The following is a 26,822-nucleotide window of genomic DNA, read 5'->3' as shown; positions in this document are numbered from 1 at the left end:
CGGTTTTCAACGAGATATGAAAAGCTAGCCAAGAGTTTTGCAGCCTTTATCAAACTGGCTTTCTGCCTTCGCTACTTGCGCGAGTTATGTGTGGACAGAAAACCAGCATTTTGAGAACACAGCCTAGCTCTTTGTGCTGAAAACCGAATTCCAGCAGGGATGTTTCATTGACCGGGGCGAAGAGCCCATCCTTGCCTCTGACAGAGAGCGGGGGAGAGGGCTTGGCAAGGGGGGCATCGGGACGATAGCCCGCGCCGATGACGGCGAGGAGGATGCCGTTCCAGCTCTCCTTGAACTCCTTGAACGTGATCACCCGGTTGCCGAGGGCCGGGTCTGCCAGATAGACGCGATCGTGGCGATCGATGGCCCGCAGCACGGCAAAGTGCTGATAGCCGCGAATGTTGAGCAGGACGATGGTGGGCACCCTCACCTGGCGCAGTTTTTCATCGCCCAGTCGATACCCTCTGACCCGCATGCCGAGCATTTGCAGGTACTGCTTCATGTCGAGCATGGAGAAGCCGTAGTGCTTGACCTGCTCCGGGTCTGCCATGGCAAGCATGCCATCCATGACCCAGCGTTCATTGGTTGCATGGCCGTAGGCGTAGCGCAAGATGGTGGCGACGGCGGCGGCCCCGCAGCTGAAATCCGTATGTTGGCGCTCGATGTTGGCGTACCGGCGCTCCAGAATGCTCTGCACCGGTTTGTTGAGATCCCCCAACGCCGGGAGATGCTCCCCCAGTGGCACCGAGCCTGCCCAGACGGCAGGACAGCACAGCAACAGCCAGCGCATTCAGACCTCCAGTGTCAGGGAAAAAGGGGGCACTGGGCCCCCTCGCATCGACTTACTTGGCAAACCCTGCGGCCAGCGAGAGATTGTTCGCTTGCAGGTTGTTGGTCCCCGAGGAGACGTTCACCCCGATGTTGCCCACGGCACCGTTGAAGGCGCCGCCATCGATGGTTGCCCGGTTGAAGGTTTCGCGGCTGGTGTAGGTGTTGACCACGGGAATATACCCGACGGCGTACCCACTGAGCTTGATGTCACCCTCTTCCTTGAACTCGAACTTGCCATCATCTTTCGGGTTGTTGTTGCCGTACCTGTCGTTGTCATTGTCGTGGCCATGTCCTTTCTTGACATCATGACCGGTACCGCCCCCCTCGTAATCGCCCCAAGCCTTGAGACCGAGGAACACACCTGCCTTGTCAACCGTCTTGGTTGCGCTCAGGCTTTGGTTTTCGGTCATGTTCTTGGAGACGCTCTGGCTGTTGGCCACGGTGGCCACGGCCATGTTGCCGGTGGACACGGAGGCAGCCATGTTGTTGGCCTGGACGTTACCCGAGCCCGAGGTCACGTTGACCCCGATGTTGCCTGCGGCATCCTTGAAGGCCCCATCGCCCACACCGGCCTTGTTCTGATGGCCGTGATTGGTCGTCCAGTTGTTGCTGGCGCTCTGGGTGGAGAAGACCTCGGCATCCGACGATCCGCCAGGGGCGCCATGTTGTTGTTGACCACGACCCATGATGAACTCGGCATCGACCTCGTCATAGGCGGCCAGGGAAGCGCTGTTGCCCTGTACGTTGGAGTCACCGGCTGCGACGTTGGCGCCGATGTTACCGGATGCACCCTTGAACGAGCCGTCGATCTTGCTCGTGTTCTCCGTTCTTGTATTGGCGGTGCCTATCATGGAACTGGACTGCTGGTTATCCACGACGGCCATGCCGAGTTTGTTGACGTTGATGTAGCCGCCGACATTGACCCTGCCTTCGTATTCCACATCGACTTCTGCCTTGACCTTCTTGGTCAAGGTTGCCCCTGTCTCATCTCTGTCACCGCGGTAATCGGCGGATGCAGTGCCCGACATGGCCATGATGACCGCGGCGGCTAATGAGCTATAAATAAGTCCACGCATAATGAGTCTCTCCATTGAACTTTCAGCGGAAGATATGCCCATCGGCTGATACCCCCGGGCCTGGCTTCCTATCCCTGCGGCATCATGGGGATGCCGTTACTGCGCCAGCCAGGGGCAGGGAAACCATGTTGACTGACTGGTTTCCCTGTCCCGTGACCTGGTTCACCTGAATGACCCCCTTGCTGCCCGTGAGGGCGGTGTCATCCAGATAGATGCTGGTAGTGGTGTTGGCGGGGGGCTTTCCCCCTGGGGTCTTCGCGACGCTGGAGCTGAGATTGATGTCGGTCACGACACCCAGGCCGCTGTCATCGAGGGACAGGGCGAAGGCGTTCAGTTGCTGGTTGCCCTCACCCGCCCCCTGATTGATGCCGACCAGTCCCCGGTTCTGGCTCAGGGCCGAGCCCAGGATGGCGACGCTCTGGCTGCCGTTCAGATTGGTGGTGGATTGATTCAGCTGGCCAAATTGAATGACGGCCGGACCCGAAATGGCGATGGCGGCAAGATTGCCTTGCTGGTTGTTATTACCGGCAACCATATTGACGCCCATGGAACCACGAATATTGCTCAATGCCTGAGCACCGAGATCGACCCGGTTTTGTGCCATTGAGGGGGTGGCAAATGCCAGAAAAGGAAATGTTGCCAATGCAATATATGTCTTCATGTTCTGTCTCCATATGCCAGGAGGGCTTATTGGAGAGAGCAACGACCATGCCAATTTACAACCATATGATTTTTAGTTGTTTTTTATTTGATATAATTGTTTTTACGTCTCAATATTGAGAGCGACATATTATGTCGTGAAGTAAGCGCTTATTTATCAATGGATTTATTTTTTCTCACGGATAATTTGGCTGTCTCAATATTGTGGTGCCATCAGTCTAAAGGCGGGATGGTTTATAGTTATCATCGTCTGGCCATATTAAACGGCGCCATTTGATGATAAAGGGAGTTATCTGGATAAGTCGTCAGACTCCTTCGTGCAGTGGCGATAACAAGGAGTTGTCCCTATGACAGAAACGGCATTGTTGCTCATCAATTCATGTGCCGTACTGGAAAGCCTGCTGGAACAAGGCGAGTGGCAGGTGGAGCAGGCAAGCTCCCTGGTGGTGGCAGAGAAAAAACTGCAGGAAAAGGACTATCCCCTGGTGCTGGTGGTGATCGAGCATCAGCAGCACGAAGCCCTCTACAACCTGATTGCGCAGCACTCCGGCGCCTTGTGGATCGGCCTCATCCAGCGGGACTGTCTCGCCAGCGAAGCCCTTCGCAATTTGCTGGCAGCCTGTTTTCATGATTTTCACACCTTTCCCCTGGACAGAGACAGGCTCTCCCACAGCCTGGGACATGCCCTGGGGATGGCGCGCCTCATCCGGCGACACCGCCCCCGACTGCAACCCCAGCTTCGTTTCATCCAGGGGGAGAGCGCCCCCATCCGCCAGTTGCGCGACCAGATCGTGCGGTTGCAGCATTGCCGCCTGCCCGTACTGGTGACGGGACCGAGCGGTACGGGCAAGGAGCTGGTGGCCCGGGAGCTGCACTACAGCACGTTCGGGGAGGAGAGCCCTTTCGTGGCGGTCAATTGCGGGGCCATGCCCCATCAGCTCATCCAGTCCGAGCTGTTCGGCCACGTCAAGGGGGCCTTCACCGGGGCACAGCACCACAAGATAGGCAAGATAGAGGCCGCCGATGGCGGCACCCTGTTTCTCGACGAGATAGGGGAGTTGCCACTGGAGGATCAGGCAACCCTGCTGCGCTTCTTGCAGGAGCAGTGCATAGAGGCGGTGGGCAGCCACCTGACGCGTCGTGTGGATGTGCGGATCATCGCGGCCACCAATATCGATGTGGAGCAGGCGGTGGCCAGCGGCGGATTTCGCATGGATCTCTACTACCGGCTCAACGTGGTGCGCCTGCGCACCCCGGCCTTGTGCGAGCGGGCGGAAGACATCCAGCTCCTTGCCGATGACATTCTGGCGGAAGTGCGGGGCGGGCGGGTGCTCAGCTTCACCCGCAAGGCGCGCCAGGCCATGCAGTCCTATGGCTGGCCGGGGAATGTGAGGGAGCTGCGCAACCGGGTTCAGCGGGCGGTGGTCATGTGCAGCGGCCCCTTCATCGAAGCCGATGACATGGAGCTGACCAACATGGACAGCCTGCTGCTCGACGGCTCGCTCAAGGCGGTGCGCGAAGCGGCGGAGCGTCAGGCCTTGCAACGGACGCTGGCCCGCTTCCCCGATCAGCTCGAGGAGGTGGCCCGCACGCTCGACATCTCCCGGGCCACCCTCTATCGCCTGCTGGACAAGCACGATCTGCTGTGAGGGGACGGCAGTATCGCCCCGTCATGCAAAAAGCCCGGGCAGCAGGCCCGGGCTTCTTGTCTGGCCCCGTCGTGGGGACTCGTTACTTCCGATGAGCTTCAGGCCATCTCCATGGCGAGGTGACAGAGTCGCCGCGCAGCCTCCTCCTCGCTCTTGACCACCTGATGCACGCCGCGCACGCGCAGATGATGCACCTCCTCGTGCTGGTGGGCACAGGCGGCGATGCGCATCAGGGCGCCGTATTCCTGCGCCCTGATGGCTATCTCACCGGCCAGCAGGCTGTCATCCAGGGTGATCAGCAGCCAGCTGGCGTTGGGCAGCGCCGCCGTCAGCAGATCCTGCTGGATGGGATGGCCCGCCAGACAGGTGATCCCCATGGCGCGCCAGGGGGCCAGCAGTCGCTCGTCGGTGTCGATCACCACCATCTCCCTGCCTTGTTCATGCAACTGCCGAATGAGGTGCTGGCCTATCTCGTCGGCGCCCACTACCACCACATGGCCCTGCAAGGGGCAGAGGTGAGGTGACCCATCGGTGCGTGGTTCGGGATGGCGCCTCAGCCAGCGCTCCACCTGGTTGAAGACCAGCGGATTGAGCACGATGGAGAAACAGGCGCCGACCAGCACCAGATCCCGGGCGACCCCGGGGACCAGCTCGAGCATGACCCCGAGACCCATCAGGATGAAGGAGAACTCCCCCACCTGGGCCAGGCTGGCGGAGATGGTCAGCGCCGTGCGCTGGCTGTGGCCAAAGAGCCGCACGATGGCGAAGGCGGCCACGGATTTGCCGATCACGATGACGAACAGGGTGGCCAGCACGGCCAGGGGCTCGCGCAGCAGTATGACGGGGTCGAACAGCATGCCCACGGAGACGAAGAAGAGCACGGCGAAGGCGTCCTGCAGGGGCAGGGTGTCGTTGGCCGCCTTGTGGCTCAGATGTGAGCTGTTCATCACGACGCCGGCGAAGAAGGCGCCGAGGGCAAAGGAGACGCCAAACAGCTTGACGGCGCCAAAAGCGATGCCCAGGGAACAGGAGAGGACGGCCAGGGTGAACAGCTCGCGGGAGCCGGTGGCGGCGGTGCGGGCCAGCAGCCAGGGGATGAGGCGTCGCCCTCCGATGACCATCAGGGCGATGAAGGCAGCCACCTTGGCCAGGGTCAGGCCGATATCCGCCATCACCTGGGCCGGGGTCAGTGCCTCGCCCCCCTGCTGCAGGTTGGCGAGGATGGGGAGCAGTACCAGGGCCAGCACCATCACCAGATCCTCCACGATGAGCCAGCCGATGGCGATGCGTCCCTCGTTGGTGTCGAGCTGGCCGCGGCTCTCCAGGGCGCGCAGCAGCACCACGGTACTGGCGGTGGAGAGGGCCAGGCCAAACACCAGGCCGGCGGTCACGGTCCAGTCGAGCAGTTGGGAGAGGCCAAGGCCGAGCAGGGTCGCAAGCGTTATCTGGACGATGGCTCCCGGGATGGCGATGTGTTTCACCGACAGCAGGTCTTTCACGGAAAAATGCAGGCCGACACCAAACATCAGCAGGATGACGCCGATTTCGGCCAGCTCGGGGGCGAGCCGCAGGTCGGCGACATAGCCCGGCGTAAAGGGGCCGCATACCACGCCGGCCGCGAGGTAGCCCACCATGGGGGAGATGCGCAGGCGGCTTGCCAGCATGCCGAAGAGGTAGGCCAGCACGAGGCCGCCTACCAGGGTGGTGATAAGGGGGAGTGAGTGGTCCATGTCGTCACCTCGCTAATGGCAGTCAGGGGCTACCAGATCACCCGAAGGTGAAGAGGGCAGCTGTCAATGAGCAGGGGGCGAAAGAGACAGAAGTTGGCCGTATCAAGGGGAAATCTTGAGGGCAACAGATGCCGTTTCTATTGAAAAGTAATGCATTTATATGCCATGAGCAACACTGTTCCAGTTTTTGCGTTGGTTTTGATGAAAAGCATCTTTAATGCATTGCGATTGGGTGAAAAGAGTGTGCAGTTAAAGAAAAATTGGCAGGAATAATCAATCGATGATGATATTGGGAGGCAAGGGAGAACACCTATGAGCACACGGCATGGAGGAGGCTGGCCTCCTCCATGGTGAACGAGGGTGCTGAAGGGGCATCACTCCCCCCTGGCGACCCCCTCACGTCTGGGGTCTGCGGCCCCCAGCCAGCCGCCGGCATGGCGCTGGACGCCCTGCAGCCCGGAGGTCTGCTCGTTAAGCAGGACCTCGTGCCCTCTGGCCTTGAGCCCCTGGACCACGGTATCGGGCGTGCGCCCCTGCTCCAGCTCGGTGGGGCCGTTGCGACTGCCGAAATTGGGCAGGTTGATGGCCTGCTGCAGGTCGAGCCCCCAATCCTGGGTGCCGAGCAGCGCCTTGCCCACGTAGTTGATGATGGCCGAGCCTCCCGGGGATCCCAGGCTCATCTCCAGCTCGCCGCTTGCCTTGTCAAACACCAGCAGGGGAGACATGGAGGAGCGGGGGCGCTTGCCGGGCTCCACCCGGTTGGCCACCGGCAGGCCGGCGGCGTCCACCGAGGTGAAGGAGAAGTCGGTGAGCTGGTTGTTCAGCAGGTAGCCGTTGACCATCAGCCGCGAGCCGAAGCCATCCTCGATGGAGCTGGTCATGGCCACCGCCATGCCGCTCTTGTCCACGATGGAGATGTGGCTGGTGGAGGGCAGCTCCGGGGTGGCGTCCCGGCCCCTGGCCAGCGCCCGGGGCGGGTTGCCGGGCTGGGCGACGCCCATGGAGCGGTTGCCGATAAGGTGCCCCCGCTGCGCCAGATAGCCCTTGTCCAGCAGGCCTGTCACCGGCACGTCGACGACGTCGCCGTCGGCCACGTACTGGTTGCGATCGGCGAAGGCGAGGCGTGCCGCCTCGCTGTAGAGGTGAATGGCCTCGCTGGAGGCGGCCAGTTGGCCCTGCTCCCCCTGTACCGGTTTGAGGGCGGCCATGTCCCGGCTCTCCAGCATGCCGAAGATCTGGCCAAGGGCGATGGTGCCGGAGGAGGGGGTCGGGAAGCCGCAGATCTCGCTCTGGCGATAGTCAAAGCAGAGCCCGTCCCGCAGCTTGGCCCGGTAGCTGGCGAGATCGGCGGCGCTCAGCACCCCGGGGTTGGTCGGGTGGGCGTGCACCTTGGCCACCATGGCCTCGGCCAGTGGGCCGCGATAGAAGGCGTCGGGGCCGTCGCTTGCCAGGGTACGCAGCACCCTGGCCAGGGCCGGGTTGGTGAGCCGGGTACCTGCCGTCTTGGGAGTGCCATCCGCCTGATAGAAGTAGGCGCGGGCGTCCGGATCCCCGGCCAGATAGGGATCTTTTGCCAGCAGGGTGGCGAGGCGGGGGCTTATCACGAACCCTTGCTCTGCGAGGGTGATGGCGGGTTCGAACAGCGTGGCCCAGGGCAGCTTGCCATAGCGCTCGTGGGCCAGGGCCAGGGCTCGCACCGTGCCGGGGGCGCCGACGGAGCGCCCGCCCACCACCCCCTCATAGAAGGCCATGGGTTTGCCCTCCTTCATGAAGAGCTGATCGGTGGCAGCGGCGGGGGCTGTTTCCCGGCCATCCACCGCCGCCACCTGCTTGCCGTCCCACACCAGCATGAGGGAGCCGCCGCCGATGCCCGAGGATTGAGGTTCCACCAGGGTCAATACCAGCTGGACGGCGATGGCCGCATCGACGGCGCTGCCCCCCGCCTTGATGATCTGGTAGCCCGCATCCACCGCCAGCGGGTTGGCCGCCGCCACCATGAAGTCACGGCCCTGCCAGCCCGGTTTGTCAATCCAGCCGCTGGCCGCCTCCGGGGCGATCAGGGTCTGGGGAGGAGGGACATAGTGAAAGCCGTCCTGGGAGGCGCAGCCGCCAAGCAGGCCGAGGGCGACCAGCAGGCCGAGGGGTTTGAGGGACATGACAGGCTCCTTGTCGGTTTCTTGTTCACCTGCCGAAATGTGTCACACTTGGAGCTTGATTAAAAGTTTGTCTTAATACTCATATGGTTACAATGCTCTCAGGGAGGCGCTCATGACACACCGGGGGAAGCTGGCGAAACCTTGCATGGCGGGGCTGCTCTGCCTGTTGCTGACGGCCTGCGGGGAGCCGACCTTCAGACCGCTGGCCCAGGGGGAGACCCTGCTCGCCTTCGGGGACAGTCTGACCGAGGGGCGCGGGGTAAGCCCGTCCCAAAGCTACCCCAGCGTGCTGGCGACCCTGAGCGGCCATCCCGTGGTCAATGGCGGGGTGTCCGGAGAGCTGAGCCAGGCCGGTAGGGCACGCCTGCCCGGGTTGCTGGCCCGGCACAGACCCGCTCTGGTCATCCTGCTGGAAGGGGGCAACGACATCCTGCGTGGCAGCGGGGAGGCGGCCCTCAAGGCCAATCTCGCCGCCATGATAGAGGCGGTGCAGGGGAGCGGGGCCCAGATCCTGCTGGTCGGGGTGCCCCGAAAATCCCTGTTTGCCGATGGCGCTCCCCTCTACGAGGAGCTGGCAGATCAGTACGGGCTGGTGCTGGACAACGACAGCATCGGCGAGTTGCTGCGAGACCCGGCCTTGAAGTCCGATGCGGTGCATTTCAATGCCGAGGGTTACCGCACCCTGGCGCAGCGACTTCATCGACTGTTGCAGGAAAGGGGGGCACTCTAGCGAGATGTCATGCTGCCGCAATCAATGGGCTCAGGGGATTGCGCGGCGGGAGGGCGGCGGCGCTACCCCGGAGGGGGCCAGCCCGTGGCGACGATGTCGATGGAGATGAAAAAACCGCCGTGAAGGCGGTTTTTTGCAATCATGCTGAGCCAATTTGCTTAGATGGACTGCTCTTCACCGCCCAGGGCAGCAAACAGGGCCGGGATGAACTGGGAGAGCTCGGCGGTGACCAGGGCGAAGTCGGCGTCCAGGCGGGCGGCGGGATCTTCACTGGTGACGTCGTCGTTTTGCTCGCGCAGCTCTTCGCTGAACTTGAGGCGCTTGATGGAGAGATCATCCCCCAGCACGAAGCTCAGGGTTTCGCCCCAGTTGAGGGCCAGCTTGGTCACCAGCTTGTCGTTGGCCAGGTGATTCTTGATCTCCTCGCTCATCAGATCCTGCTGCTTGCAGCGGATGATGCCGCCGTGCTCCATGGCGCTGCGCAGCTCGGCTTCGTCCTCCAGGGTGAAGGCGGCGGGCAGGTTGCCCTCATTGAGCCACTCGGTCATGGTGATCTCGGGCGGGTTCTTGAGGGCCACCGGCACTACCGGCAGGGAGCCGATGGATTTGCGCAAGAGCGCCAGCAGATCGTCCGCCTTCTTGGCGGAGCCTGCATCCACCACCATCAGGTTGTCGGCAGGGTTTATCCAGGCGAAGGTCTGGCTGGTGCGGCTGAAGGCGCGGGGCAGCAGGGTGTGCATGATCTCCTCTTTCAGCGCCTCCTTCTCTTTCTTCTTGAGGGCGCGGCCCTGCTCGAATTCAATGGCCTCTACCTTCTCCGCCAGCATCTCCTTGACCACGGTACCGGGCAGCATCTTCTCTTCCTTGCGAGCGCACAGCAGGATGTGGCCAGAGGCGGCGTGGGTCAGGGTGGAGCCGAATTTGCCAAGGGGCTTGACCCACCCGAACCGGGAGATGTCCTGGCTGCCGCACGGGGTGAAGGCGCAGGCTTCCAGCTGGGTTTCCAGCTGCTCAACGGTCAGGTCGAAGGGGCGGGTAAAGCGGTAAATCTGCAGGTTTTTAAACCACATGGCGTCCTCGGTCTCTAGATTGTCCGGCGGGCATTGTACTAGAGAGGCGCTTTGTGATCAGCCAATCATTCTCGCTAAATAAAGGGCGATCGACCTCACAGGGCCCCACCTTGATCCCCCGGGAGCGGGCCCAACTCCCCTAGACTGCGAGTGTTCACATTGCTGACAAGGAGGCGACCATGTTGAGACAGAGTCGGCCGGAAGACATGGAAGAGATCGTCGAAATCTGGCTCCTGGCCTCCCTGCAGGCCCACGATTTCGTCGATGCCTCCTGCTGGTGGCAGACTCAGGAGGAGCTGCGTACCCGCTACCTTGATGACGCCCGCATCTGGGTGTTCGAGGAGCGAGGGGACCTGCTCGGCTTCATGGCGCTGGTGGATGATTACCTGGCTGCACTCTTCGTGCGCCCCGATAGGCAGGGGCGGGGGGTGGGGCACGCCCTGTTGCAGGAAGCCAGATCCAGATGTGCCGAGCTGCATACCCGGGTCTTCGTGGAGAACGAGCCTGCGGTGCGTTTCTACCGCCGCCACGGCTTTGAAATCGGGGGGGAGGTGCCCGATCCCCTCACCGGTCATCTTCAGTACCAGATGCATTACCAAGCCGTCTGAATCTGACGTCTGGGGCTGCCCCGGTTGAAAACGGGGGGCTCCATCCTCATCTTGTTTCCATCCCGGGGCGCCCTCGCCCCCGCTCTCTTCTCCTTATCGAGCCGTTTTCCATGAAGATCCTGCACACCGCCGACTGGCACCTCGGTCATCAGCTTCACGGCCACGACCGCCGCTTCGAACACGACGCCTTCCTCGACTGGTTGGCCGACACCATCAAGACCCGCGACATCGATGCCCTGCTGGTGGCGGGCGATCTGTTCGACACCGCCAACCCTCCCGCCAGTGCCTGGCAGCAGCTCTACCGCTTCCTGGCACGGCTGCGGGCCGAGCACCCGGCACTGGAGATGGTGCTCATCGGCGGCAACCACGACTCCCCCTCCAAGCTGGATGCCCCCCACGAGCTGCTGCGCGCCTTCGACCTGCATCTGGTGGGTAGCATCAGTCGGGACGACGAGGGGCGCCTCGAGACCGAGCGCCTGCTGGTGCCGCTGCGAGGCAAAAACGGCGAGGTGGCCGCCTGGTGCGCCGCCGTGCCGTTTCTGCGCAGCAGCGATCTGCGCCCCGACGGGCTCAGGGAGGGGCAGGACAGACTCATCGAAGGGGTACGCCAGGTCTATGAGGCGGTGCTGAGCGAGGGGCGGGTGCGCTGCCATCCGGATCAGGCCCTCATCGCCATGGGCCACGCCTATCTGGCGGCGGGCCAGCTCTCCGAGCTCTCCGAGCGGCGGGTGCTTGGCGGCAACCAGCATGCCCTGCCTGCCGAGCTGTTTGCCGCCGCCGACTACACGGCGCTGGGCCATCTGCACCTGGCGCAGAGCCCGGCCGAGGGAGTGCACTACAGCGGCTCGCCGCTGCCGCTCTCGCTGGCCGAGGCGAACTACAACCATCAGGTGCTGGAGGTGACGTTTGAGGGGGGCAAGCTGGCCCGGCTTGAGCGGATCCCGGTGCCCCGCGCGGTGGAGATGATCCGCCTGCCCCAGAGCGGCCTCGACGAGGCGCTCCAGGCCATCGAGGTGCTGGCGCTGCCCGCTTGCCCGCAGCAGGCGCAGCCCTTCCTCGAGGTGCGGCTGCTGCTGCCCAAACCCGAGGCCCGCATCCGCGAGCGCGTACTGGCCGCCATCGGCGACAAGCCGGTGCGCCTGGCCCGCATCACGACCAGTTATCAGGGCTCGGGCCAGGGGCTGGCGGATGGTGCCGGCCAGCGCAGGCTCGATGAGCTCTCCCCCACCGAGGTGTTTCGCCTCTGCTATCAGCGTCAGTTCGACGGGGAGCCGGAGGCCGAGCTGGTGGCGTCGTTTGAAGAGATCCTGGAGCAGGTGAAGGAGTCCAGCCAATGAAAATCTTGTCGCTGTCAGGGGAGAATCTGGCCAGCCTGACCGGTCAATTCACCATCGATTTTGCCGGTGGCGCTCTGGGGGCTGCCGGCCTGTTTGCCATCACCGGCAATACCGGCGCGGGCAAGAGCACCCTGCTCGATGCCATCTGTCTGGCGCTCTACGACGAGATGCCGCGCTTTATCGCCAATCGCAAGAACGTGGCCGAAGTGGGCCGCATGGATGACGAGGAGAAGCTCAAGGCCAATGACGTGCGCGGCATCCTCAGCCGCGGCCACGCCAGCGGTTTTGCCGAGGTGCAGTTTCGCGGCTGTGACGGCCGCATCTGGCTGGCCCGCTGGGCGGTGCGCCGGGCCCGCAACCGCGCCGAGGGGCGCTTTCAGGCCCAGGAGCGCAGCCTGACCGACGTGGCGTCGGGCCAGGTGTTCAGTGGCAGCAAGCGGGAGCTGCAGGATCGCATCGACGAGCTGGTGGGGCTCTCCTGGGAGCAGTTTCGCCGCGCCGTCATCCTGCCGCAGGGGGAGTTTGCCGCCTTCCTCAAGTCGAGCGCCGACGAGCGTTCGGCCCTGCTCGAACGGATGACCGGCACCGAGCTCTACTCCGCTATTTCGGTCCAGACCCATGAGCGGGCGCGGGAGGAGCAGCAGAAACTGGCTGCCATCAGCCAGCGGCTCGGCGACGTGGCACTGATGGACGAGGTGACCCGCGAGCAGTGGGTGAGCCAGCAGGTCAACCTCGCCACCAGCCTCAAACACGAGCAGCAGCAACAGCAGCTGATGCAGTATTTGCGCGATCTCAACGGCCGCATCGCCGCCCAGCAGCAGGCCTGTGAGGAGGGGGAAGTGGCTCTTGCCGCAGCCGAGGCGGCCCACGGTGCGGCCGCCCCCGAGCGCGAGGAGTTCGCCCGCGCTGAGCAAGCCCAGGTGGCCCGCGCGGATCACGACGAACTGGCTCGCCTCACCCTGGAGGTGCAGCAGCAGGAGAAGGCGCAGGCCGAGCTTGGCCCTGAACTTGGCAAGCTGGAGGAGAAGACCCAGCAGAGCGCCCTCACCGAACAGCAACTGCTGGCGGAGAAGATCGCCGCCGAGCGCGAGTGGGGCGCCCTGCAGCCTGAACTCAAACGGGCGCAGGAGCTCGACACCCGCATTCGGGAAAAGCAGCAGCAACTGCAGAAGATCCAGCAGGAGGGGGCGCAGGAGCGGGAGGTGCAGCTCACCCTGGAGCAGGGCTGGCGCCAGCAGTGCCAGCAGGTGGAGCAGCTCAAGGGCCAGCACCAGCAGTGGGGTGCCTGGCTTGAGGAGCACAAGGAGCTGGCGCCGGTGGCCCGCCAGTGGCAGCCGCTGCTCACTGCCATGCAGGATTGGGCCGAGGATGCCGACAGGCTGCAGCAACTGCTCACCCTGCGCGAGCACAAGCTGCGCACCCTCAGGCAACTGCAACACCAGCTGGAGCAGGGGCAGCAGGAGCGCGACTACTGGCAGCGCGAGCAGACCCGGTTGCAGCAACAGCAGCACGAATTGCAGGAGCAGCAGTGGGAGGGGCGTCTGGCCAAGGCGCAGGAGCAGTGGCAGCAGCAGACCGAACAACTGGGCCAGCTGCGCCAGCTGCTGGAGCTGGCGGACTATGGCCGCAATCACGGTGAGCAGCATGGTCGCCTGCAGCAGGAGATCGCCCAGCTGGAGCAGGCGCTCGGCAAGCTGGCCATCCTCGGCGATGAGTTGACGCCGGCCCGCGAGCGGCTCGCCCTGCAACGGGACGAGGCACGCCGCGCGCTGGAGCAGTCCCGTGCCATCGCCAGTTTCGAGCAGCATCGCCACATCCTGCGCGACGGTGAACCTTGCCCGCTCTGCGGCGCCGAGGAGCACCCCTATCACCAGAGCCAGCCGCAGGTGGCCGGTATTCTCGGCCAGCTGGCGGAGCGCGTCCGCAGCCTGGAGCTCGAGTGGGAGCGGCTCAATCACCAATACATTCAGTGCGAGAGCGAACGCCAGGAGCTGGCCCGCCAGCTGGCAGTGCGTCAGCAGCATCTACCTGAGCTGGAGACGCGCGCCGAGCAGCTGACCCAGCGTTGGCAGCAGCTGGGCGGTGCCGAGCTGCTGGGCCATCCGCTGCCGCTGCGTCAGAGCCCGATCGAGTGGAACGAGTTGATGAGTACCCTGCTCGGCCGCGGCCAGAGTCTGGAGCAGGGGCTGGCCCGCAGCCAGCAGCAACTGCGCGAGGCCCAGCAGGGGCAGCAGCAGTTACAGGCCGTGCGCCAGCAGCTGAGCCAGCTGGCCAGCCAGCACCAGCAGTTCGAGCAGCAGTGGCAGGAGGCCGATCGCCAGCGCATCGCCCTGGAAGGGGAGGTGAAGGGGATGGGCGAGCAGGAAGCGACCCTGCGCCAGCGCCTTGAGCAGGGGGGCAACCGGCTCGACGAGCAGATGGGAGGCCAGCCCTGGCGTCAGTGGCTGGGCAGCCAGCAGTGGCGCGAGTGGCAGCGGGCCTGCGAGGCCTGGCTGCACGGCCAGAGCGAGTGGGAGCGGCTGACCGGCGAGATTGCCAGCCTTACCCCGGCCCTGAGTGCTCAGGAGGCGCGTCTGCAGACCCAGCGCGAGCTGCTGCACAAGCTCGAGCGCGACTACAAGGAACATGAACAGCAACGGCAGGGGCTGGTTACCAGTCGTGCCACCTGTCTGGGGGGGGAGGAGATTGCCCTGGTCGAGAGCCGCTGGCAGCAGCGGCTGCAGCAACTGGCCAGCGAGCTGGAGACGATGCAGGGGGCGGCCCGCACCCTGCGCGAGCGCCAGACCGAGCTCAAGACCCGTCTCAGCCATCTGGAGCAGGAGAAGCAGGTGAGCAGCCGGCGGCGACGGGAGGTGCTGGGGCGCTGGGCTGCCCACGCCAGCAGCCTCGGCATCGCCGAATATGATCTGCGCCGCCTGCTGGCCATGAGCCCGGATGAGCTCAAGGGGCGCCGCGCCGCCTTGCAGGCGCTGGAGGATGCCCGCGCCGAGGCGCGTACCCGCTTGACCGAGCGGCAGCGGGCGCTGGCGCTGGAGGAGAGCAAGCGAGAGCGTTACTGCGAGCATCACCCCGAGCTGGCCGCGTTGGCGCCACAGGAGCTCGCCAGCCGGCTGACGGCGCTGGAGGCGCACTGCCGCACTCTCGACGAGCAGCTGTTCCAGTGCAAGAGCACGCTGGCCCAGGCCGAGGCGGCGGCCCTCAAGGCGGGCACCTTGCAGGAGGAGCTGGCTGCCCAGCAGGCGGTGGCGGATCATTGGCAGCGGCTCTGTGATCTCATCGGTTCGGCCAGCGGCGCCAAGCTGCGTACCTTCGCCCAGAGCCTCACGCTGGAGCGGCTGCTGCTGGAGGCCAACGCCCAGCTCGCCGAGCTCTCCCCCCGCTATCGGCTGGAGCGGGTGCCCGGCACCGATCTGGCGCTGCAGGTGGTGGATCTCGACATGGGGGACGAGGTGCGCTCGGTGGACTCCCTCTCCGGCGGCGAGAGTTTCCTGGTGTCGCTGGCGCTGGCGCTGGCCCTCTCCAGCCTGTCGTCGCGCCAGACCCAGGTCGAATCGCTCTTTATCGACGAGGGCTTCGGCACCCTCGATCCCGACAGTCTGGATCTGGCGCTCTCAAGCCTCGATTCCCTGCAGGCGGCTGGCCGCCAGATCGGGGTCATCTCCCACGTGCAGACCCTGGTGGAGCGGATCGGCGTGCAGGTACGGGTGGATGCCCTCGGCGGCGGCGAAAGCCGGGTGGTGTTGCCCGGCTGACGACGTGTCGCCCATGACCCTCCATGAACAAGAAGGCTCCTGTCACAGGGGCCTTTTTGTTGGTGTGCAACCCGTCGCTGGTTATTTGCGCTCGGGCAGCATATTGGTCAGGGTGTTGTCCTTGAGCACATGGTGGTGGTAGATGGCTGCCGCTGCGTGCAGGGCAATCAGCGCATAGCCAATGTTGGCCAGCGTCTCGTGCAGCTCCTTGATGGTACCCTTCAGGCCGTCATCGGGGGCGATGAGGGCGGGGAGTGCCAGGCCGAAGAAGGGAATGGGCTTGCCCCCTGCGCTCAACAGCAGCCAGCCCAGCAGCGGGGTGAGGATCAGGAAGCCATAGAGCGCCAGATGGGCGAGCTTGGCCAGCGTGAGCATCAGGGGGGAGAGCTCGGGCACGATACGCGGTGAAGGGCTACCCACGCGCACCAGCAGGCGCACGACCACCAGCACCAGGATCAGCAGACCCACCATGAAGTGAAACTCCTTCATCAGGTCGCGGCCAGCCGACCCTTTGGGGAAGATGTCCCTGAACTCCATCAGGCCGTAGGCGGCCACGATCAGCAGCAGGGTCAACCAGTGCAGCCCTATGCTCAGGCTGCCATAACGTTGTTCGGAATTTCTCAGCATCGTTGTCTCCTCGCCACTTAAGCGGCTTATCTCTTTTCATCCCGTCTCATATCGAGCCAAAGGACCCGCAGGTATCCCTCTTGAGGGTACTCGGCTTGCTTATGCCCGTGTTGATCTCGATAACATTTCTGCCTGTTTGCCGTCATGCTGACCTGTGCGGGAGCCCATGGAGTATCGGGGGATGGAAGGGGCAAAAAAAAACCGAAGCACTAGGCTTCGGTTTTTGGCGGTCGCTGGCGTCAGGCCAGGGCGCATTATTTCTTGATGCGGATCACCGGGGTTTCGCCCACGGTCACGGCGCCAGTCATCTTCACCAGCTCTTTGATCTCGTCCATGTTGGAGATGACCACAGGCGTCAGGGTAGACTTGGCTTTGGCTTCCAGAACGGCCAGATCGAACTCGATGATGGTGTCACCGCGCTTGACCTGTTGACCTTCCTGAGCGATACGGGTGAAACCTTCACCCTTCAGCTCGACGGTGTCGATACCGAAGTGAACGAACAGCTCGATACCAGAGTCGGACTCCAGAGAGAACGCGTGGTTGGTCTCGAAGATTTTGCCGATGGTGCCGTCGCACGGAGCAACCATCTTGTTGCCGGCCGGCTTGATGGCGATGCCGTCGCCGACGATCTTCTCGGCGAAGACGACGTCAGGCACATCTTCGATGGGGACGATTTCGCCGGACAGCGGAGCAAAGATTTCGATGCCGCCAGTGTCAGAACTGTCGTCGGAAACCAGTTTCTTCAGTTTGTCGAACAGACCCATAGTAAAAGCTCCTAGAGATGATTGTCGCTGTTTGCAGCCGATCTTAGCAGACTGCCTTCTGCTTAATAAAGTTATCTACGCACGCTTCGATTTCGGCGGCGGTGGCAAAGCTCAGCGCCTGGTCGGCCATGGCCTTCACATCTTCGAAGTTGGTGTTGCGGATAAGCTTCTTGATACGCGGTACAGAGATGGCGCTCATGGAGAACTCATCCAGACCCATACCCAGCAGCAGCAGGGTGGCGCGTTCGTCACCAGCCAGTTCACCGCACATACCGGTCCACTTGCCATTGTCATGGGAAGCGTCGATCACCATCTTGATCAGGGTCAGGACGGAGGGTGACAGCGGGTTGTACATGGCGGAAATCATCTCGTTACCACGGTCGACAGCCAGGGTGTACTGGGTCAGGTCGTTGGTACCGATACTGAAGAAATCCACTTCCTTGGCCAGATGATGAGCCATCACGGCCGCGGCCGGGGTCTCAATCATGATACCCACTTCGATGGATTCATCAAAGGCTTTGCCTTCGGCACGCAGTTCGGCTTTCAGCGTCTCCACGGTAGCCTTCAGGCTGCGGAACTCTTCGACGGAGATGATCATCGGGAACATGATGCGCAGTTTGCCGAAGGCAGACGCACGCAGGATGGCCCGCAGCTGGGCGTGCATGATGTCGGTGCGGTCGAAGAAGATACGCACGGCACGCCAGCCCAGGAAGGGGTTCATCTCTTTCGGGAAATTCATGTAGGGCAGTTCTTTGTCGCCGCCGATGTCCATGGTACGGACAATGATCGGTTGATCCGGCATGGCTTCGGCCACTTCCTTGTAAGCCTTGAACTGCTCGTCTTCGGTCGGCAGCGCGTCACGGTCCATGAACAGGAACTCGGTACGGTACAGACCCACGCCTTCGGCGCCGTTGCGGATGGCACCTTCGGTGTCCTTGACGGTCCCGATGTTGGCGCACACTTCGACCTGGTGGCCATCCAGGGTGATGGCAGGCAGGTCTTTGAGCTTGGCCAGCTCGTCCTTCTCTGCCTGGAACTGGGCCTGGAACTTCTTGGCTTCGTTCAACTGGTCGGCGGTCGGGTTGATGATGACCTGGTTGTTGATCGCATCCAGCACCAGCATGTCACCGTTCTTGACGCGCTCGGTGATGTCGTTGGTGCCCACGACGGCCGGCAGCTCCAGGGAGCGTGCCATGATGGAGGTGTGGGAGGTACGGCCACCGATGTCGGTGACGAAGCCCAGCACGTATTTCAGGTTGATCTGAGCGGTTTCAGACGGGGTCAGGTCTTTGGCGACCAGGATGACCTCTTCGTCGATGGTGCTCAGGTTGACAACGGCCATGCCCAGTACGTTCTTGACCAGACGGGTGCCGATGTCACGGAAGTCGGTGGCGCGCTCACGCAGATAGGGGTCATCCAGATCGGCCATCATCTTGGCGTACTGTTCGATCACCTCGTGAACGGCTCTGTCGGCAGAGGCTTTGTGTTCTTTGATGAAGGATCTGATATCCCCTTCCAGCTCTTCATCTTCGAGCAGCATGATGTGGCCTTCGAAGATGGCCTCTTTTTCTTCACCGAAGGTGCGACCGGCCATCTCTTTGATGGCTTCCAGCTGTGCGGCTGACTTGGTGCGGGCTTCGAGGAAGCGGTTGATCTCGGCATCAATCTGTTCGGCGGGAATCTTGCCTTGATTGATAACGATTTCATCTTCTTTCAGAAGAAGCGCCTTACCGAATGCGATACCGGGGGACGCAAGAATGCCAGATATCATAATCCTTCCTATTAAAACGACTGTGGGGGAGGAATAAAGCTGGATTACTCCAGCTCGTCCATCAGGGCAACCAGCTTCTCAACGGCTTTCTGAGCGTCCGGGCCGTCAGCCTGGATGGTCACGTTGGTGCCTTTGGTCAGACCCAGGGTCTGGAGCTTGAACAGGCTCTTGGCGCTGGCGGATTTGCCACCGGAGACCACAGTGATCTCGCTTTGGAATTCTTTGGCTTCTTTCACGAACTGAGCTGCAGGACGGGTGTGCAGGCCGTTTTCAGCAGTAATAACAACAGACTTCTCGTACATGGTTTCACCCCATATTATTGATATTGTTTGGAGAGATGGTCGCCAATGAGGCTTCCTGTCTCACCGTGTCAGTATGGATATGTTGTAAAGTAACGAAATCAGACCTGCAATGGTTTAATCCAGGTCAATTTTCTGTGCAGTATTCGGTGTCGTGGCCAGGTATTTTTTCGCTATCAGGCTGCAAGCCGCGTCAGGCCTGGCCTGAAATTATTTTATAACGAAAAATAACACTTTGTTACCTTGTGATACCTTGCCAGCAAACACCTCGTGACGCCGCACAGGATATGAGATTTATCACAGAATGTCTGCTTTTTTTGTCATATCCAAGTTTGTTATTTTACCCCAAAAAATAAGGGGCCGAGTGGCACTGGTGGCTAGAGAGTTTAGCGCATAATGAAAACGGCGCTCCGAGGAGCGCCGTCGTTTTGGTGTTGGCTGATCAACTACTGCTGCAATTCCTGCTCGCTGAACACACCGGCGAAGAGGGCGCTGGAGAGGTAACGCTCGGCGGCGCTCGGCAGGATGACGACAATCGTTTTCCCTTCGAACTCCGGCTGCTCGGCCAGACGGTTGGCAGCGACCACGGCAGCGCCGGAGCTGATACCGGCCAGGATCCCTTCCTCTTCCATCAGGCGGCGGGCCATCTCGATGGCTTCGTCACTGCTCACCTGCTCGACGCGGTCCAGCAGGCTCAAATCCAGGTTGCCCGGGATGAAGCCGGCGCCGATGCCCTGGATCTTGTGGGGACCGGGCTTTATCTCTTCACCTGCCAGTTTCTGGCTGATGACGGGAGATTCGCTGGGCTCGACCGCCACGGAGACGATGGCCTTGCCTTTGGTCTTCTTGATGTAGCGGGAGACCCCGGTGATGGTGCCGCCGGTACCGACGCCCGCCACGAACACATCCACCTCGCCATCGGTGGCGTCCCAGATCTCGGGGCCAGTGGTCTGCTCGTGGATTTCCGGGTTGGCCGGGTTTTCAAATTGTTGCAGCAGTACGTACTTGCCCGGTTCGGATTCGAGGATCTCGTTGGCCTTGGCAATGGCGCCCTTCATGCCGAGGGGACCTTCGGTCAGCACCAGGTTGGCACCCAGGGCCTTGAGCAGCTTGCGGCGCTCCAGGCTCATGGTGGCCGGCATGGTCAGGGTGATGGGATAGCCGCGGGCCGCAGCCACGAATGCCAGGGCAATGCCCGTGTTGCCGCTGGTGGGCTCGATGATCTCCTTGCCCTTGGTCAGCACGCCGCGTTTCTCGGCATCCCAGATGAGGTTGGCACCGATCCGGCACTTGACGCTGAAGCTTGGGTTGCGGCTCTCGATCTTGGCCAGCACGCGGCCCTTGGTAACACGGTTGAGACGAACAAGCGGGGTGTTGCCTATGGTCTGGCTGTTGTCCTCAAAAATTTTGCTCATGGTGCTATCCCTGTGTTTGTTAAGGCGATGAAACAAGATTACCCTGTGGTTTCTGAATGAGAAGTGACGAATCGTTATAACAATATGTTATTACAACATATAGAACTTATTCTCTCTTGCCGAGGGGGCTCCCGCTGCCTGGGCATCCAATGGAAGGGATCTCATGGGATTTGCAGGAAGCGATCGCTATCTCGCATCACAGGCACTGAAGATGGCCGTCGATGCCGCCATCGTGCTGGAGAAGCCGCTGCTCATCAAGGGTGAGCCCGGTACGGGCAAGACAGTGCTGGTGGAGGCGGTGGCCGAATCCCTGGGCGCCGAGCTCATCAGCTGGCACATCAAGTCCACCACCAAGGCCCAGCAGGGGCTCTACGAATACGATGCCGTCGCCCGGCTGCGAGACTCCCAGCTCGGTGACCCCAGGGTAGGGGAGATAGGCCACTACATCCGCCGGGGTAAGCTGTGGCAGGCCTTCAGCGCAGAGCAGCGGCCAGTGCTGCTCATCGATGAAATCGACAAGGCGGACATCGAGTTTCCCAACGATCTGCTGCTGGAGCTGGATCGGATGGAGTTCGATGTCTACGAGACCGGCGAGCGCGTGAAGGCGCGCCAGCGCCCCGTGGTCATCATCACCTCCAACAACGAAAAAGAGCTGCCGGACGCCTTCCTGCGCCGCTGTTTCTTCCACTACATTCGCTTCCCCGACAAGGCCGAGATGCAGGCCATCGTCAAGCTCCATTACCCCGACCTCAAGGAGCGGCTGCTCGACGAAGCGATGACGCTCTTCTTTGAGCTGCGTGCGGTAGAGGGGCTGCGCAAAAAGCCGTCCACCTCCGAGCTGCTGGACTGGATCCGGCTGCTGTTGGCGGACGACATCGCCCCCGAAGCCCTGCGCACCCGTGAGCCCGGCAAGCTGGTGCCCGCACTCTACGGCGCCCTGCTCAAGACCGAGCAGGACCTGCATCTGTTTGAGAAGCTCGCTTTTCTGGCCAGACGCGGCAGCTGACCCATGCTGATCGACTTTTTTACCCATCTGCGCCGTCACAAGCTCCCCTGCAGCCTGCGCGAATTGCTGGACTTGCACGCGGCGCTGGCTGCCCAGCTGGCCAGCCTCGACATGGACGAGTTCTACCAGCTATCCCGCTGCCTGCTGGTGAAAGACGAGGCGCACTATGATCGCTTCGATCGCGCCTTCGCCGAGTATTACGAGGGGTTGGCCGCCATCCCCCTGTTGCCGGAGAGCCTGACTGACGACTGGCTGCGCAAGGAGTTCGAGCGACTGTTAAGCCCGGAGGAGAAGGCGTTGCTCCAATCCCTTGGCGGGCTGGACAAGCTGCTGGCGACCCTCAACCAGCGCTTGAACGAGCAGAAGGAGCGTCACGCCGGCGGCAACAAGTGGGTCGGCACCGGGGGCAGCAGCCCGTTCGGTCACGGCGGCTATCACCCGGAAGGGATCCGCATGGGGGGAGAGGGCCAGCACGGGCGGGCGACCAAGGTGTGGGAAGCGCGCCACTTTCGCAACTTCAGTGACGACTCGCCCCTGGGGCAGCGCGCCATCCAGCTCGCCCTGCGCAAGCTCAGGCGCTGGGTGCGCCGGGGCAATCCCGACGAGCTGGATCTCGACGACACCATCCAAAGCTCGGCCAGGCAAGGCTGGCTCGATGTGAAGCTGCGGCCCGAGCGCCACAACGGGGTCAAGCTGCTGGTCTTCTTCGATGTGGGGGGCTCCATGGATGCCCATGTGGCCGAGGTGCAGCGCCTCTTTTCGGCCCTGCGCCACGAGTTCAAGCACCTGGTGTTCTTCTATTTTCACAACTGCCTCTACGACTTCGTCTGGCAGGACAATGCCAGGCGCCTTGATGATCGGCTCGATACCCTGCGGCTGCTGCGTACCTACGGCAGCGACTACAGGGTGATGGTGGTGGGGGATGCGAAGATGGGCCCCTATGAAATCACCTGGCCAGGTGGCAGCGTAGAGTACTGGAACGAGGAGCCCGGCCAGGTGTGGCTCGGGCGCCTGCAACAACATTTCCCCAAGATGGTGTGGGTCAATCCGCTGCCAAGGCAGGAGTGGCTGTGGCACCCCTCCATCAAGTTGATGAACGAATTGATCGGCGGGCGGATGCACCCGCTGACCCTGGCGGGTCTGGCTGCGGCCATCGACCAGCTGTGACCCTCTGAACCCTAAAAAACAGACAAGCCGGGATTGCACCCGGCCAGGAGCAAAGATGACCTCTATCGTAATCAGTGGCTCAGGCCTCTATACCCCTCCCTTTGCCGTCAGCAATGAAGCGCTGGTGGCGGCCTTCAACCAGTACGTGGATCTCTACAACGAGGAGAACGCCTCCGCCATCGATGCAGGGCAGCTGCCTGCCAAGCAGCACTCGAGCTGCGAGTTCATCGAGAAGGCCTCCGGCATCAAGAGCCGCTATCTGGTGAGCAGCGAGGGGGTGCTGGATCCCGACATCATGCAACCGCTCATGGCGGAGCGCCCGGACGATCAGCCCTCCATCATGGTGGAGATGGCGGTGGCGGCCGCCGAGCAGGCGCTGATCGCCGCCGGTCGTGAACCGGGGGAGATCGATCTTGTCATCGTCGCCGCCTCCAACATGCCGCGCCCCTACCCGGCGCTGGCCATTGAATTGCAGCACTATCTCGGCGCCAGCGGCCTGGCATTCGACATGAACGTGGCCTGCTCTTCCGCCACCTTCGGGATCAAGACCGCCGCAGACATGCTGGCGGCAGGCACCGCCCGGCTGGCGCTGGTGGTCAATCCGGAGATCTGCTCGGGTCACCTCAACTTCCGCGATCGGGACAGTCACTTCATCTTCGGCGACGCCTGTACCGCCGTGCTGCTGGAGCGGGAGGCCGATTGCCAGGTGGCCAACCCCTGGCAACTGGTGGCCAGCAAGCTGGTGACCCAGTACTCCAACAACATCCGCAACAACTTCGGCTTCCTGAACCGGCTCAGCCCGCGCACCCGCTACGGCGACGACAAGCTGTTCCGCCAGCAGGGGCGCAAGGTGTTCAAGGAGGTGCTGCCCCTGGTGTGCGATCAGATAGCCTCCCAGCTGGCGGAGCAGGGATGGGCGGCCGATGGCTTGAGCCGGCTCTGGCTTCATCAGGCCAACCTCACCATGAACCAGTTCATCGGTCGCAAGTTGCTGGGCCATGACGCCAGCCAGCAGGAGGCGCCTGTCATCCTCGACCGCTACGGAAACACCAGCTCGGCGGGTTCCATCATCGCCTTCCACCTCTTCAATCAGGATCTGCCGAGCGGGGCTCGCGGGGTGCTCTGCTCCTTTGGGGCCGGTTACTCCATCGGCAGCCTGCTGCTGCAGCGGCGCTGAGCACCCTGTTTTGCCCATAAAAAAGCCACCCGGGAGGGTGGCTTTTTTTCATGCTGCCAGAGAGGCTTTTTTCAAGCGGGTTCGATGGCCAGTACCTGACATTGCGGTTCTTTTATCTGAAATCGCACGTTCACATCGAACAATCTGACACCGTACACCTTGTCATCCGGCTTGCCCTTCTTGTAAGCAGGGCGGGGATCCTGGGCCAGCACCTCCCTCACCAGTTCACGCAGCTCCGGGTGGGCCTTGAGCCAGGGGGCGAGCTGCTGCTCGGCCTGGGCGCTGAAGCTCACCGCCAGCGGCGGGGTGGGGGCATCGGGGGCGAAACCGCCACGGGCGTGGGGCAGGCTGTCGGCATAGGGGACATAGGGCTTGATGTCGACGACCGGGGTGCCGTCGAGCAAGTCCACCGCGCCCAGCTCGAGCCAGAGCTTGCCGCGCTCACGTCCCACCCCGTGCAGCTCGACCACGGAGAGGCCAAGGGGGTTGGGGCGGAAGGTGGAGCGGGTGGCAAAGACCCCGACCCGCTCGTTGCCGCCGAGGCGCGGCGGGCGCACCGTCGGGTGCCAGCCCTGATCCATGGTCTGGTGAAACACGAAGCTGATCCAGAGATGGGAGAATTGCTCGATGCCGCGCAGCACATCGGGCTGATCGTAGGGAGGAAGCAGTTCGAGGCGGGCGCGAGCCGCGCTGACCAGACCGGGCTGGCGGGGTATGGCGAACTTCTCCTTGTAGGGAGAGCGGATGATCCCTAGGGTATCGATATCGAACTTCATGGCGGATCCTGGCTGAAAACCCGGGCAATGTAGCACAGGCACGCCGAAAACGCAGGGGGAGTACCAGGACGCGGCCCCTGTGATCCCGATCCCAGACCCGGTGCCAGGGGGCTGTGTCCTGGTGCCAACTTGCGTAGGGTGGGGCGGCAAAAGGGGTGGCGGGGGAGCGGACAAGGAATCTGCTGCCCGCACCATGACGATATGCCTGGCGGCATCAGGGCGTGTGCTCACCATGCCAGGCCATGGCCGTTTCGGCTGCCCGTGGAGGGGCTGCAAGGAGAGGGCGCCATAGAGGAGAGACAGGGATGAAATTGTTGATTATCGGCGGCACCGGCTTTCTGGGTCGCCACCTGACCACGCTGGCCCTGGATTGGGGGCACGAGGTGACGCTGTTCAATCGCGGCCACCGCCAGCACCCGGATTGGCGGGAGCTGACCCAGCTTCACGGAGACAGAGACGGGGACCTGGCCCCCTTGCGGGGCGAGGGGCGGCACTGGGATCTGGTCATCGACACCTGCTGCTATCGCCCCGAACAGGCCGAAGGGCTCTCTGACGCCCTGCTGGGGCGCTGCGATCGGCTCATCTTCATCTCCACCATCAGTGTCTATCGCGATTTTTCCCAACCCGGCATGGATGAGTCGGCCCCCCTGCACGAGATGGCAGGAACGCCCACCGACTACGGCCCCCTCAAGGTGCTGTGCGAGTCGGTGTATCGCGCCCGCTGGGGAGATCGCCTGTGCACCCTGCGCCCCGGCGTGCTCTGCGGCCCCTTTGACCCGACCGCTCGTCTTGCCTGGTGGGTGAGGCGGGTGCAGCGGGGCGGGCCCTGGCTCTTGCCGGGGCTGGGGGAGGACAGGCTGCAATACCTGGATGTGCGCGACTGTGCCGAGTTCGTGCTGCGGGCTGCCGAGCAGCGACTCGCTGGGTGCTTCAACCTGATCAAGCCCGGCATCGCACTGAACGACTGGGTGGAGCGCCTCGCTGCCCGGCTGACGCCAGTGACCCCCTTGCAGCTCGAGTGGGCTCCCTGGCGTGACCTGATGGCGGCAGGGGTGGCGCCCTGGCAAAGCTATCCCACGCTGCTGCCAAGCGAGCTGCCGGAGTATGCTGGGTATGGCACCATCAGCGCCGAGGCCGCCATCGTCCATGGGCTGAACTTTCGCCCCCTGGAGGAGACGGTTGACGATCTGGTGGTATGGCTTGCCAGCAACCCCCGGGGGCCGCTGCCGGGCATGACCCCTGATGAGGAACAGGCCTTGCGACGACGAGTGGAGGTTTCCTTGTCATCGAATGCGTACTAGCCGGCATCATAAAGAAGAGGGCACCCCGGGGTGCCCTCTTCTCATGTGGGGTGTTCATCCATGACGGGACTCAGCGCAGCAATGCCCCCGCCTCGGCCAGCAGGGTTCTCAGCACACTGCGATGGCAGCGGGACTCCTGTTCGCAGTAGCACCCCACCGAGAAATGGGTAGTGTGGGAGAGGGCGGCCAGCAGGGCCAGATCGTGCCTCGCGGCCGGGGCGGCCATCTCAGCCTTGTACTGCTTGCAGAAGGCGGTCCACCGGGCCGGGGTGTCGGCAGTCTGACCGAGTTTCATGGTCTCGGCGCTGGGGGCCAGATTGGGGAACCAGACGTCGTACCAATCCAGGCTGGCGAACGCCGCTTTGGGCACGCCGCGAGGGGGGCGACGCACGGTGCCGATGCGAAGCCCCTCATCCTCGAGGCGGAGGCTGCCGAGTCGCACGATGGTGATCGCCATGGCAGGACTTACTTCTCTTCGGCCACTTTCAGCGCCTGGCCGTAGCAGATCACCTGCTTCAGGCAGCCGGGCACGTCGCTGAACTCGGCGCACTTGTCGAAGCTGACGCCGTTGCCCCCCATGTCCGCCACGCGGCGGCGGGCCAGGGTACGGGCTTCACCGGCATTGGGCACCGCCTGATTGGCATCGCTCTGGCAGGATTCCCCCTCGACGGTGCCGAGATAGAGGTAGTTGAGGTCGGCGAGCTCGCTCTGCTCGTAGATCCGCACGCTCCCCGGCTTGAAGTACTCGTCGAAGTTTTCCTTGTCCAGATTGCTGTTGAAGGCGAAGTCGGCGCAACCGGAGGCAATCAGGGGCATCATCAGGATCAGGCGTTTCATATCGGCATCTTGTTGGGTGGCGAGTGGGTCATTATAGGGGGCAGTCGCCGATGGCGACCAGCCCCATTTTTAGCCATATCAAT

Annotated in this window: 22 protein-coding genes and 2 pseudogenes; 10 read left to right on the top strand and 14 right to left on the bottom strand. The window is 62.8% G+C overall.

Going from position 1 to position 26,822, the window contains the following annotated elements:
• Positions 1-114: pseudogene (locus HKD46_RS16005) on the top strand (IS5/IS1182 family transposase); the annotation flags it as partial.
• 157 nt (positions 115-271) lie between these two features.
• Here HKD46_RS16005 and HKD46_RS16000 read toward each other — a convergent pair.
• The 3 genes and pseudogenes from HKD46_RS16000 to HKD46_RS15990 all read right to left on the bottom strand — a co-directional run.
• Positions 272-790: pseudogene (locus HKD46_RS16000) on the bottom strand (C39 family peptidase); the annotation flags it as partial.
• Between the two features lie 52 nt (positions 791-842).
• A complete protein-coding gene (locus HKD46_RS15995) occupies positions 843-1,802 on the bottom strand; it encodes a hypothetical protein (RefSeq protein ID WP_010673558.1) in 960 nt (319 codons plus the stop codon).
• A gap of 187 nt (positions 1,803-1,989) precedes the next feature.
• Entirely contained in the window at positions 1,990-2,568 is a 579-nt protein-coding gene (locus HKD46_RS15990) for a hypothetical protein (RefSeq protein ID WP_232092831.1), read from the bottom strand.
• Positions 2,569-2,914: 346 nt separating this feature from the next.
• Between HKD46_RS15990 and HKD46_RS15985 the strand changes: the two genes are divergently transcribed.
• Entirely contained in the window at positions 2,915-4,216 is a 1,302-nt protein-coding gene (locus HKD46_RS15985) for a sigma-54 dependent transcriptional regulator (RefSeq protein ID WP_010673560.1), read from the top strand.
• Between the two features lie 98 nt (positions 4,217-4,314).
• On the opposite strand, the gene ybaL is transcribed toward HKD46_RS15985, so the two are convergent.
• Together ybaL and ggt are read right to left on the bottom strand one after the other, a co-directional pair.
• A complete protein-coding gene (gene ybaL / locus HKD46_RS15980; protein WP_043155825.1) occupies positions 4,315-5,946 on the bottom strand; it encodes a YbaL family putative K(+) efflux transporter in 1,632 nt (543 codons plus the stop codon).
• Positions 5,947-6,320: 374 nt separating this feature from the next.
• On the bottom strand, positions 6,321-8,102 hold the full coding sequence (gene ggt / locus HKD46_RS15975) for a gamma-glutamyltransferase (RefSeq protein ID WP_052814879.1): 1,782 nt from the start codon (positions 8,100-8,102) through the stop codon (positions 6,321-6,323).
• 112 nt (positions 8,103-8,214) lie between these two features.
• Here ggt and HKD46_RS15970 point away from each other — a divergent pair, with 112 nt between their 5' ends.
• Complete coding sequence (locus HKD46_RS15970) at positions 8,215-8,832, top strand: GDSL-type esterase/lipase family protein (RefSeq protein WP_161470658.1); 618 nt, start codon at positions 8,215-8,217, stop codon at positions 8,830-8,832.
• Positions 8,833-8,990: 158 nt separating this feature from the next.
• Here HKD46_RS15970 and rdgC read toward each other — a convergent pair whose 3' ends face one another.
• On the bottom strand, positions 8,991-9,902 hold the full coding sequence (rdgC, locus tag HKD46_RS15965; protein ID WP_010673564.1) for a recombination-associated protein RdgC: 912 nt from the start codon (positions 9,900-9,902) through the stop codon (positions 8,991-8,993).
• Positions 9,903-10,081: 179 nt separating this feature from the next.
• On the opposite strand from rdgC, the gene HKD46_RS15960 reads away from it, so the two are divergent.
• The 3 genes from HKD46_RS15960 (at position 10,082) to HKD46_RS15950 (ending at position 15,599) form a co-directional block, all read left to right on the top strand.
• The gene (locus HKD46_RS15960) at positions 10,082-10,510 is read left to right on the top strand and encodes a GNAT family N-acetyltransferase (RefSeq protein WP_171865653.1); all 429 of its coding nucleotides are present in this window, start codon (positions 10,082-10,084) and stop codon (positions 10,508-10,510) included.
• 110 nt (positions 10,511-10,620) lie between these two features.
• A complete protein-coding gene (locus HKD46_RS15955; protein ID WP_171865652.1) occupies positions 10,621-11,847 on the top strand; it encodes an exonuclease SbcCD subunit D C-terminal domain-containing protein in 1,227 nt (408 codons plus the stop codon).
• Positions 11,844-15,599, top strand: a complete 3,756-nt coding sequence (locus HKD46_RS15950) for an AAA family ATPase (RefSeq protein WP_171865651.1) — start codon at positions 11,844-11,846, stop codon at positions 15,597-15,599. Before HKD46_RS15955 ends, HKD46_RS15950 begins: the two co-directional genes overlap by 4 nt.
• A gap of 81 nt (positions 15,600-15,680) precedes the next feature.
• Here HKD46_RS15950 and HKD46_RS15945 read toward each other — a convergent pair whose 3' ends face one another.
• From HKD46_RS15945 to cysK, 5 genes are all read right to left on the bottom strand, one after another.
• Positions 15,681-16,226, bottom strand: a complete 546-nt coding sequence (locus HKD46_RS15945; RefSeq protein ID WP_052814874.1) for a cytochrome b — start codon at positions 16,224-16,226, stop codon at positions 15,681-15,683.
• A gap of 254 nt (positions 16,227-16,480) precedes the next feature.
• Complete coding sequence (crr, locus tag HKD46_RS15940; protein WP_010673569.1) at positions 16,481-16,990, bottom strand: PTS glucose transporter subunit IIA; 510 nt, start codon at positions 16,988-16,990, stop codon at positions 16,481-16,483.
• 43 nt (positions 16,991-17,033) lie between these two features.
• On the bottom strand, positions 17,034-18,761 hold the full coding sequence (gene ptsI / locus HKD46_RS15935; protein WP_052814873.1) for a phosphoenolpyruvate-protein phosphotransferase PtsI: 1,728 nt from the start codon (positions 18,759-18,761) through the stop codon (positions 17,034-17,036).
• 44 nt (positions 18,762-18,805) lie between these two features.
• Positions 18,806-19,063, bottom strand: coding sequence for an HPr family phosphocarrier protein (locus tag HKD46_RS15930; protein WP_005303128.1), 258 nt, complete (start codon positions 19,061-19,063; stop codon positions 18,806-18,808).
• A 443-nt stretch (positions 19,064-19,506) separates the two neighbouring features.
• Positions 19,507-20,475: a cysteine synthase A gene (gene cysK / locus HKD46_RS15925; protein WP_010673571.1), complete on the bottom strand. Its 969-nt coding sequence runs from the start codon at positions 20,473-20,475 to the stop codon at positions 19,507-19,509.
• A 163-nt stretch (positions 20,476-20,638) separates the two neighbouring features.
• Between cysK and HKD46_RS15920 the strand changes: the two genes are divergently transcribed.
• Genes HKD46_RS15920 through HKD46_RS15910 form a run of 3 tightly spaced genes read left to right on the top strand, consistent with a single transcriptional unit; the run spans position 20,639 to position 23,825 of the window.
• The gene (locus HKD46_RS15920) at positions 20,639-21,481 is read left to right on the top strand and encodes a MoxR family ATPase (RefSeq protein ID WP_103244488.1); all 843 of its coding nucleotides are present in this window, start codon (positions 20,639-20,641) and stop codon (positions 21,479-21,481) included.
• A gap of 3 nt (positions 21,482-21,484) precedes the next feature.
• Positions 21,485-22,648: a VWA domain-containing protein gene (locus HKD46_RS15915; RefSeq protein ID WP_171865650.1), complete on the top strand. Its 1,164-nt coding sequence runs from the start codon at positions 21,485-21,487 to the stop codon at positions 22,646-22,648.
• Between the two features lie 55 nt (positions 22,649-22,703).
• The gene (locus HKD46_RS15910; RefSeq protein ID WP_039039348.1) at positions 22,704-23,825 is read left to right on the top strand and encodes a beta-ketoacyl-ACP synthase III; all 1,122 of its coding nucleotides are present in this window, start codon (positions 22,704-22,706) and stop codon (positions 23,823-23,825) included.
• A 71-nt stretch (positions 23,826-23,896) separates the two neighbouring features.
• Here the strand turns inward: HKD46_RS15910 and tsaA are convergent, their stop codons facing one another.
• Positions 23,897-24,601 carry a tRNA (N6-threonylcarbamoyladenosine(37)-N6)-methyltransferase TrmO gene (tsaA, locus tag HKD46_RS15905; RefSeq protein ID WP_041214760.1) on the bottom strand — a complete coding sequence of 235 codons (705 nt, stop codon included), beginning with the start codon at positions 24,599-24,601 and terminating at the stop codon, positions 23,897-23,899.
• Positions 24,602-24,906: 305 nt separating this feature from the next.
• Here tsaA and HKD46_RS15900 point away from each other — a divergent pair, with 305 nt between their 5' ends.
• The gene (locus HKD46_RS15900) at positions 24,907-25,902 is read left to right on the top strand and encodes an NAD-dependent epimerase/dehydratase family protein (protein ID WP_103244490.1); all 996 of its coding nucleotides are present in this window, start codon (positions 24,907-24,909) and stop codon (positions 25,900-25,902) included.
• 70 nt (positions 25,903-25,972) lie between these two features.
• Here the strand turns inward: HKD46_RS15900 and HKD46_RS15895 are convergent, their stop codons facing one another.
• Together HKD46_RS15895 and rcsF are read right to left on the bottom strand one after the other, a co-directional pair.
• On the bottom strand, positions 25,973-26,359 hold the full coding sequence (locus HKD46_RS15895) for a DUF488 domain-containing protein (RefSeq protein WP_171865649.1): 387 nt from the start codon (positions 26,357-26,359) through the stop codon (positions 25,973-25,975).
• A gap of 8 nt (positions 26,360-26,367) precedes the next feature.
• Entirely contained in the window at positions 26,368-26,739 is a 372-nt protein-coding gene (gene rcsF / locus HKD46_RS15890) for an Rcs stress response system protein RcsF (protein ID WP_010673578.1), read from the bottom strand.
• Between the last annotated feature and the right edge of the window lie 83 nt (positions 26,740-26,822).

The sequence above is a fragment of the Aeromonas sp. TW 6 genome, assembly GCF_013168745.1.
Classification (GTDB): Bacteria; Pseudomonadota; Gammaproteobacteria; order Enterobacterales; family Aeromonadaceae; genus Aeromonas; species Aeromonas caviae.
The sequence above is the reverse complement of the archived record's forward strand: the minus strand, read 5'-3'. Positions and strand labels throughout refer to the sequence as shown.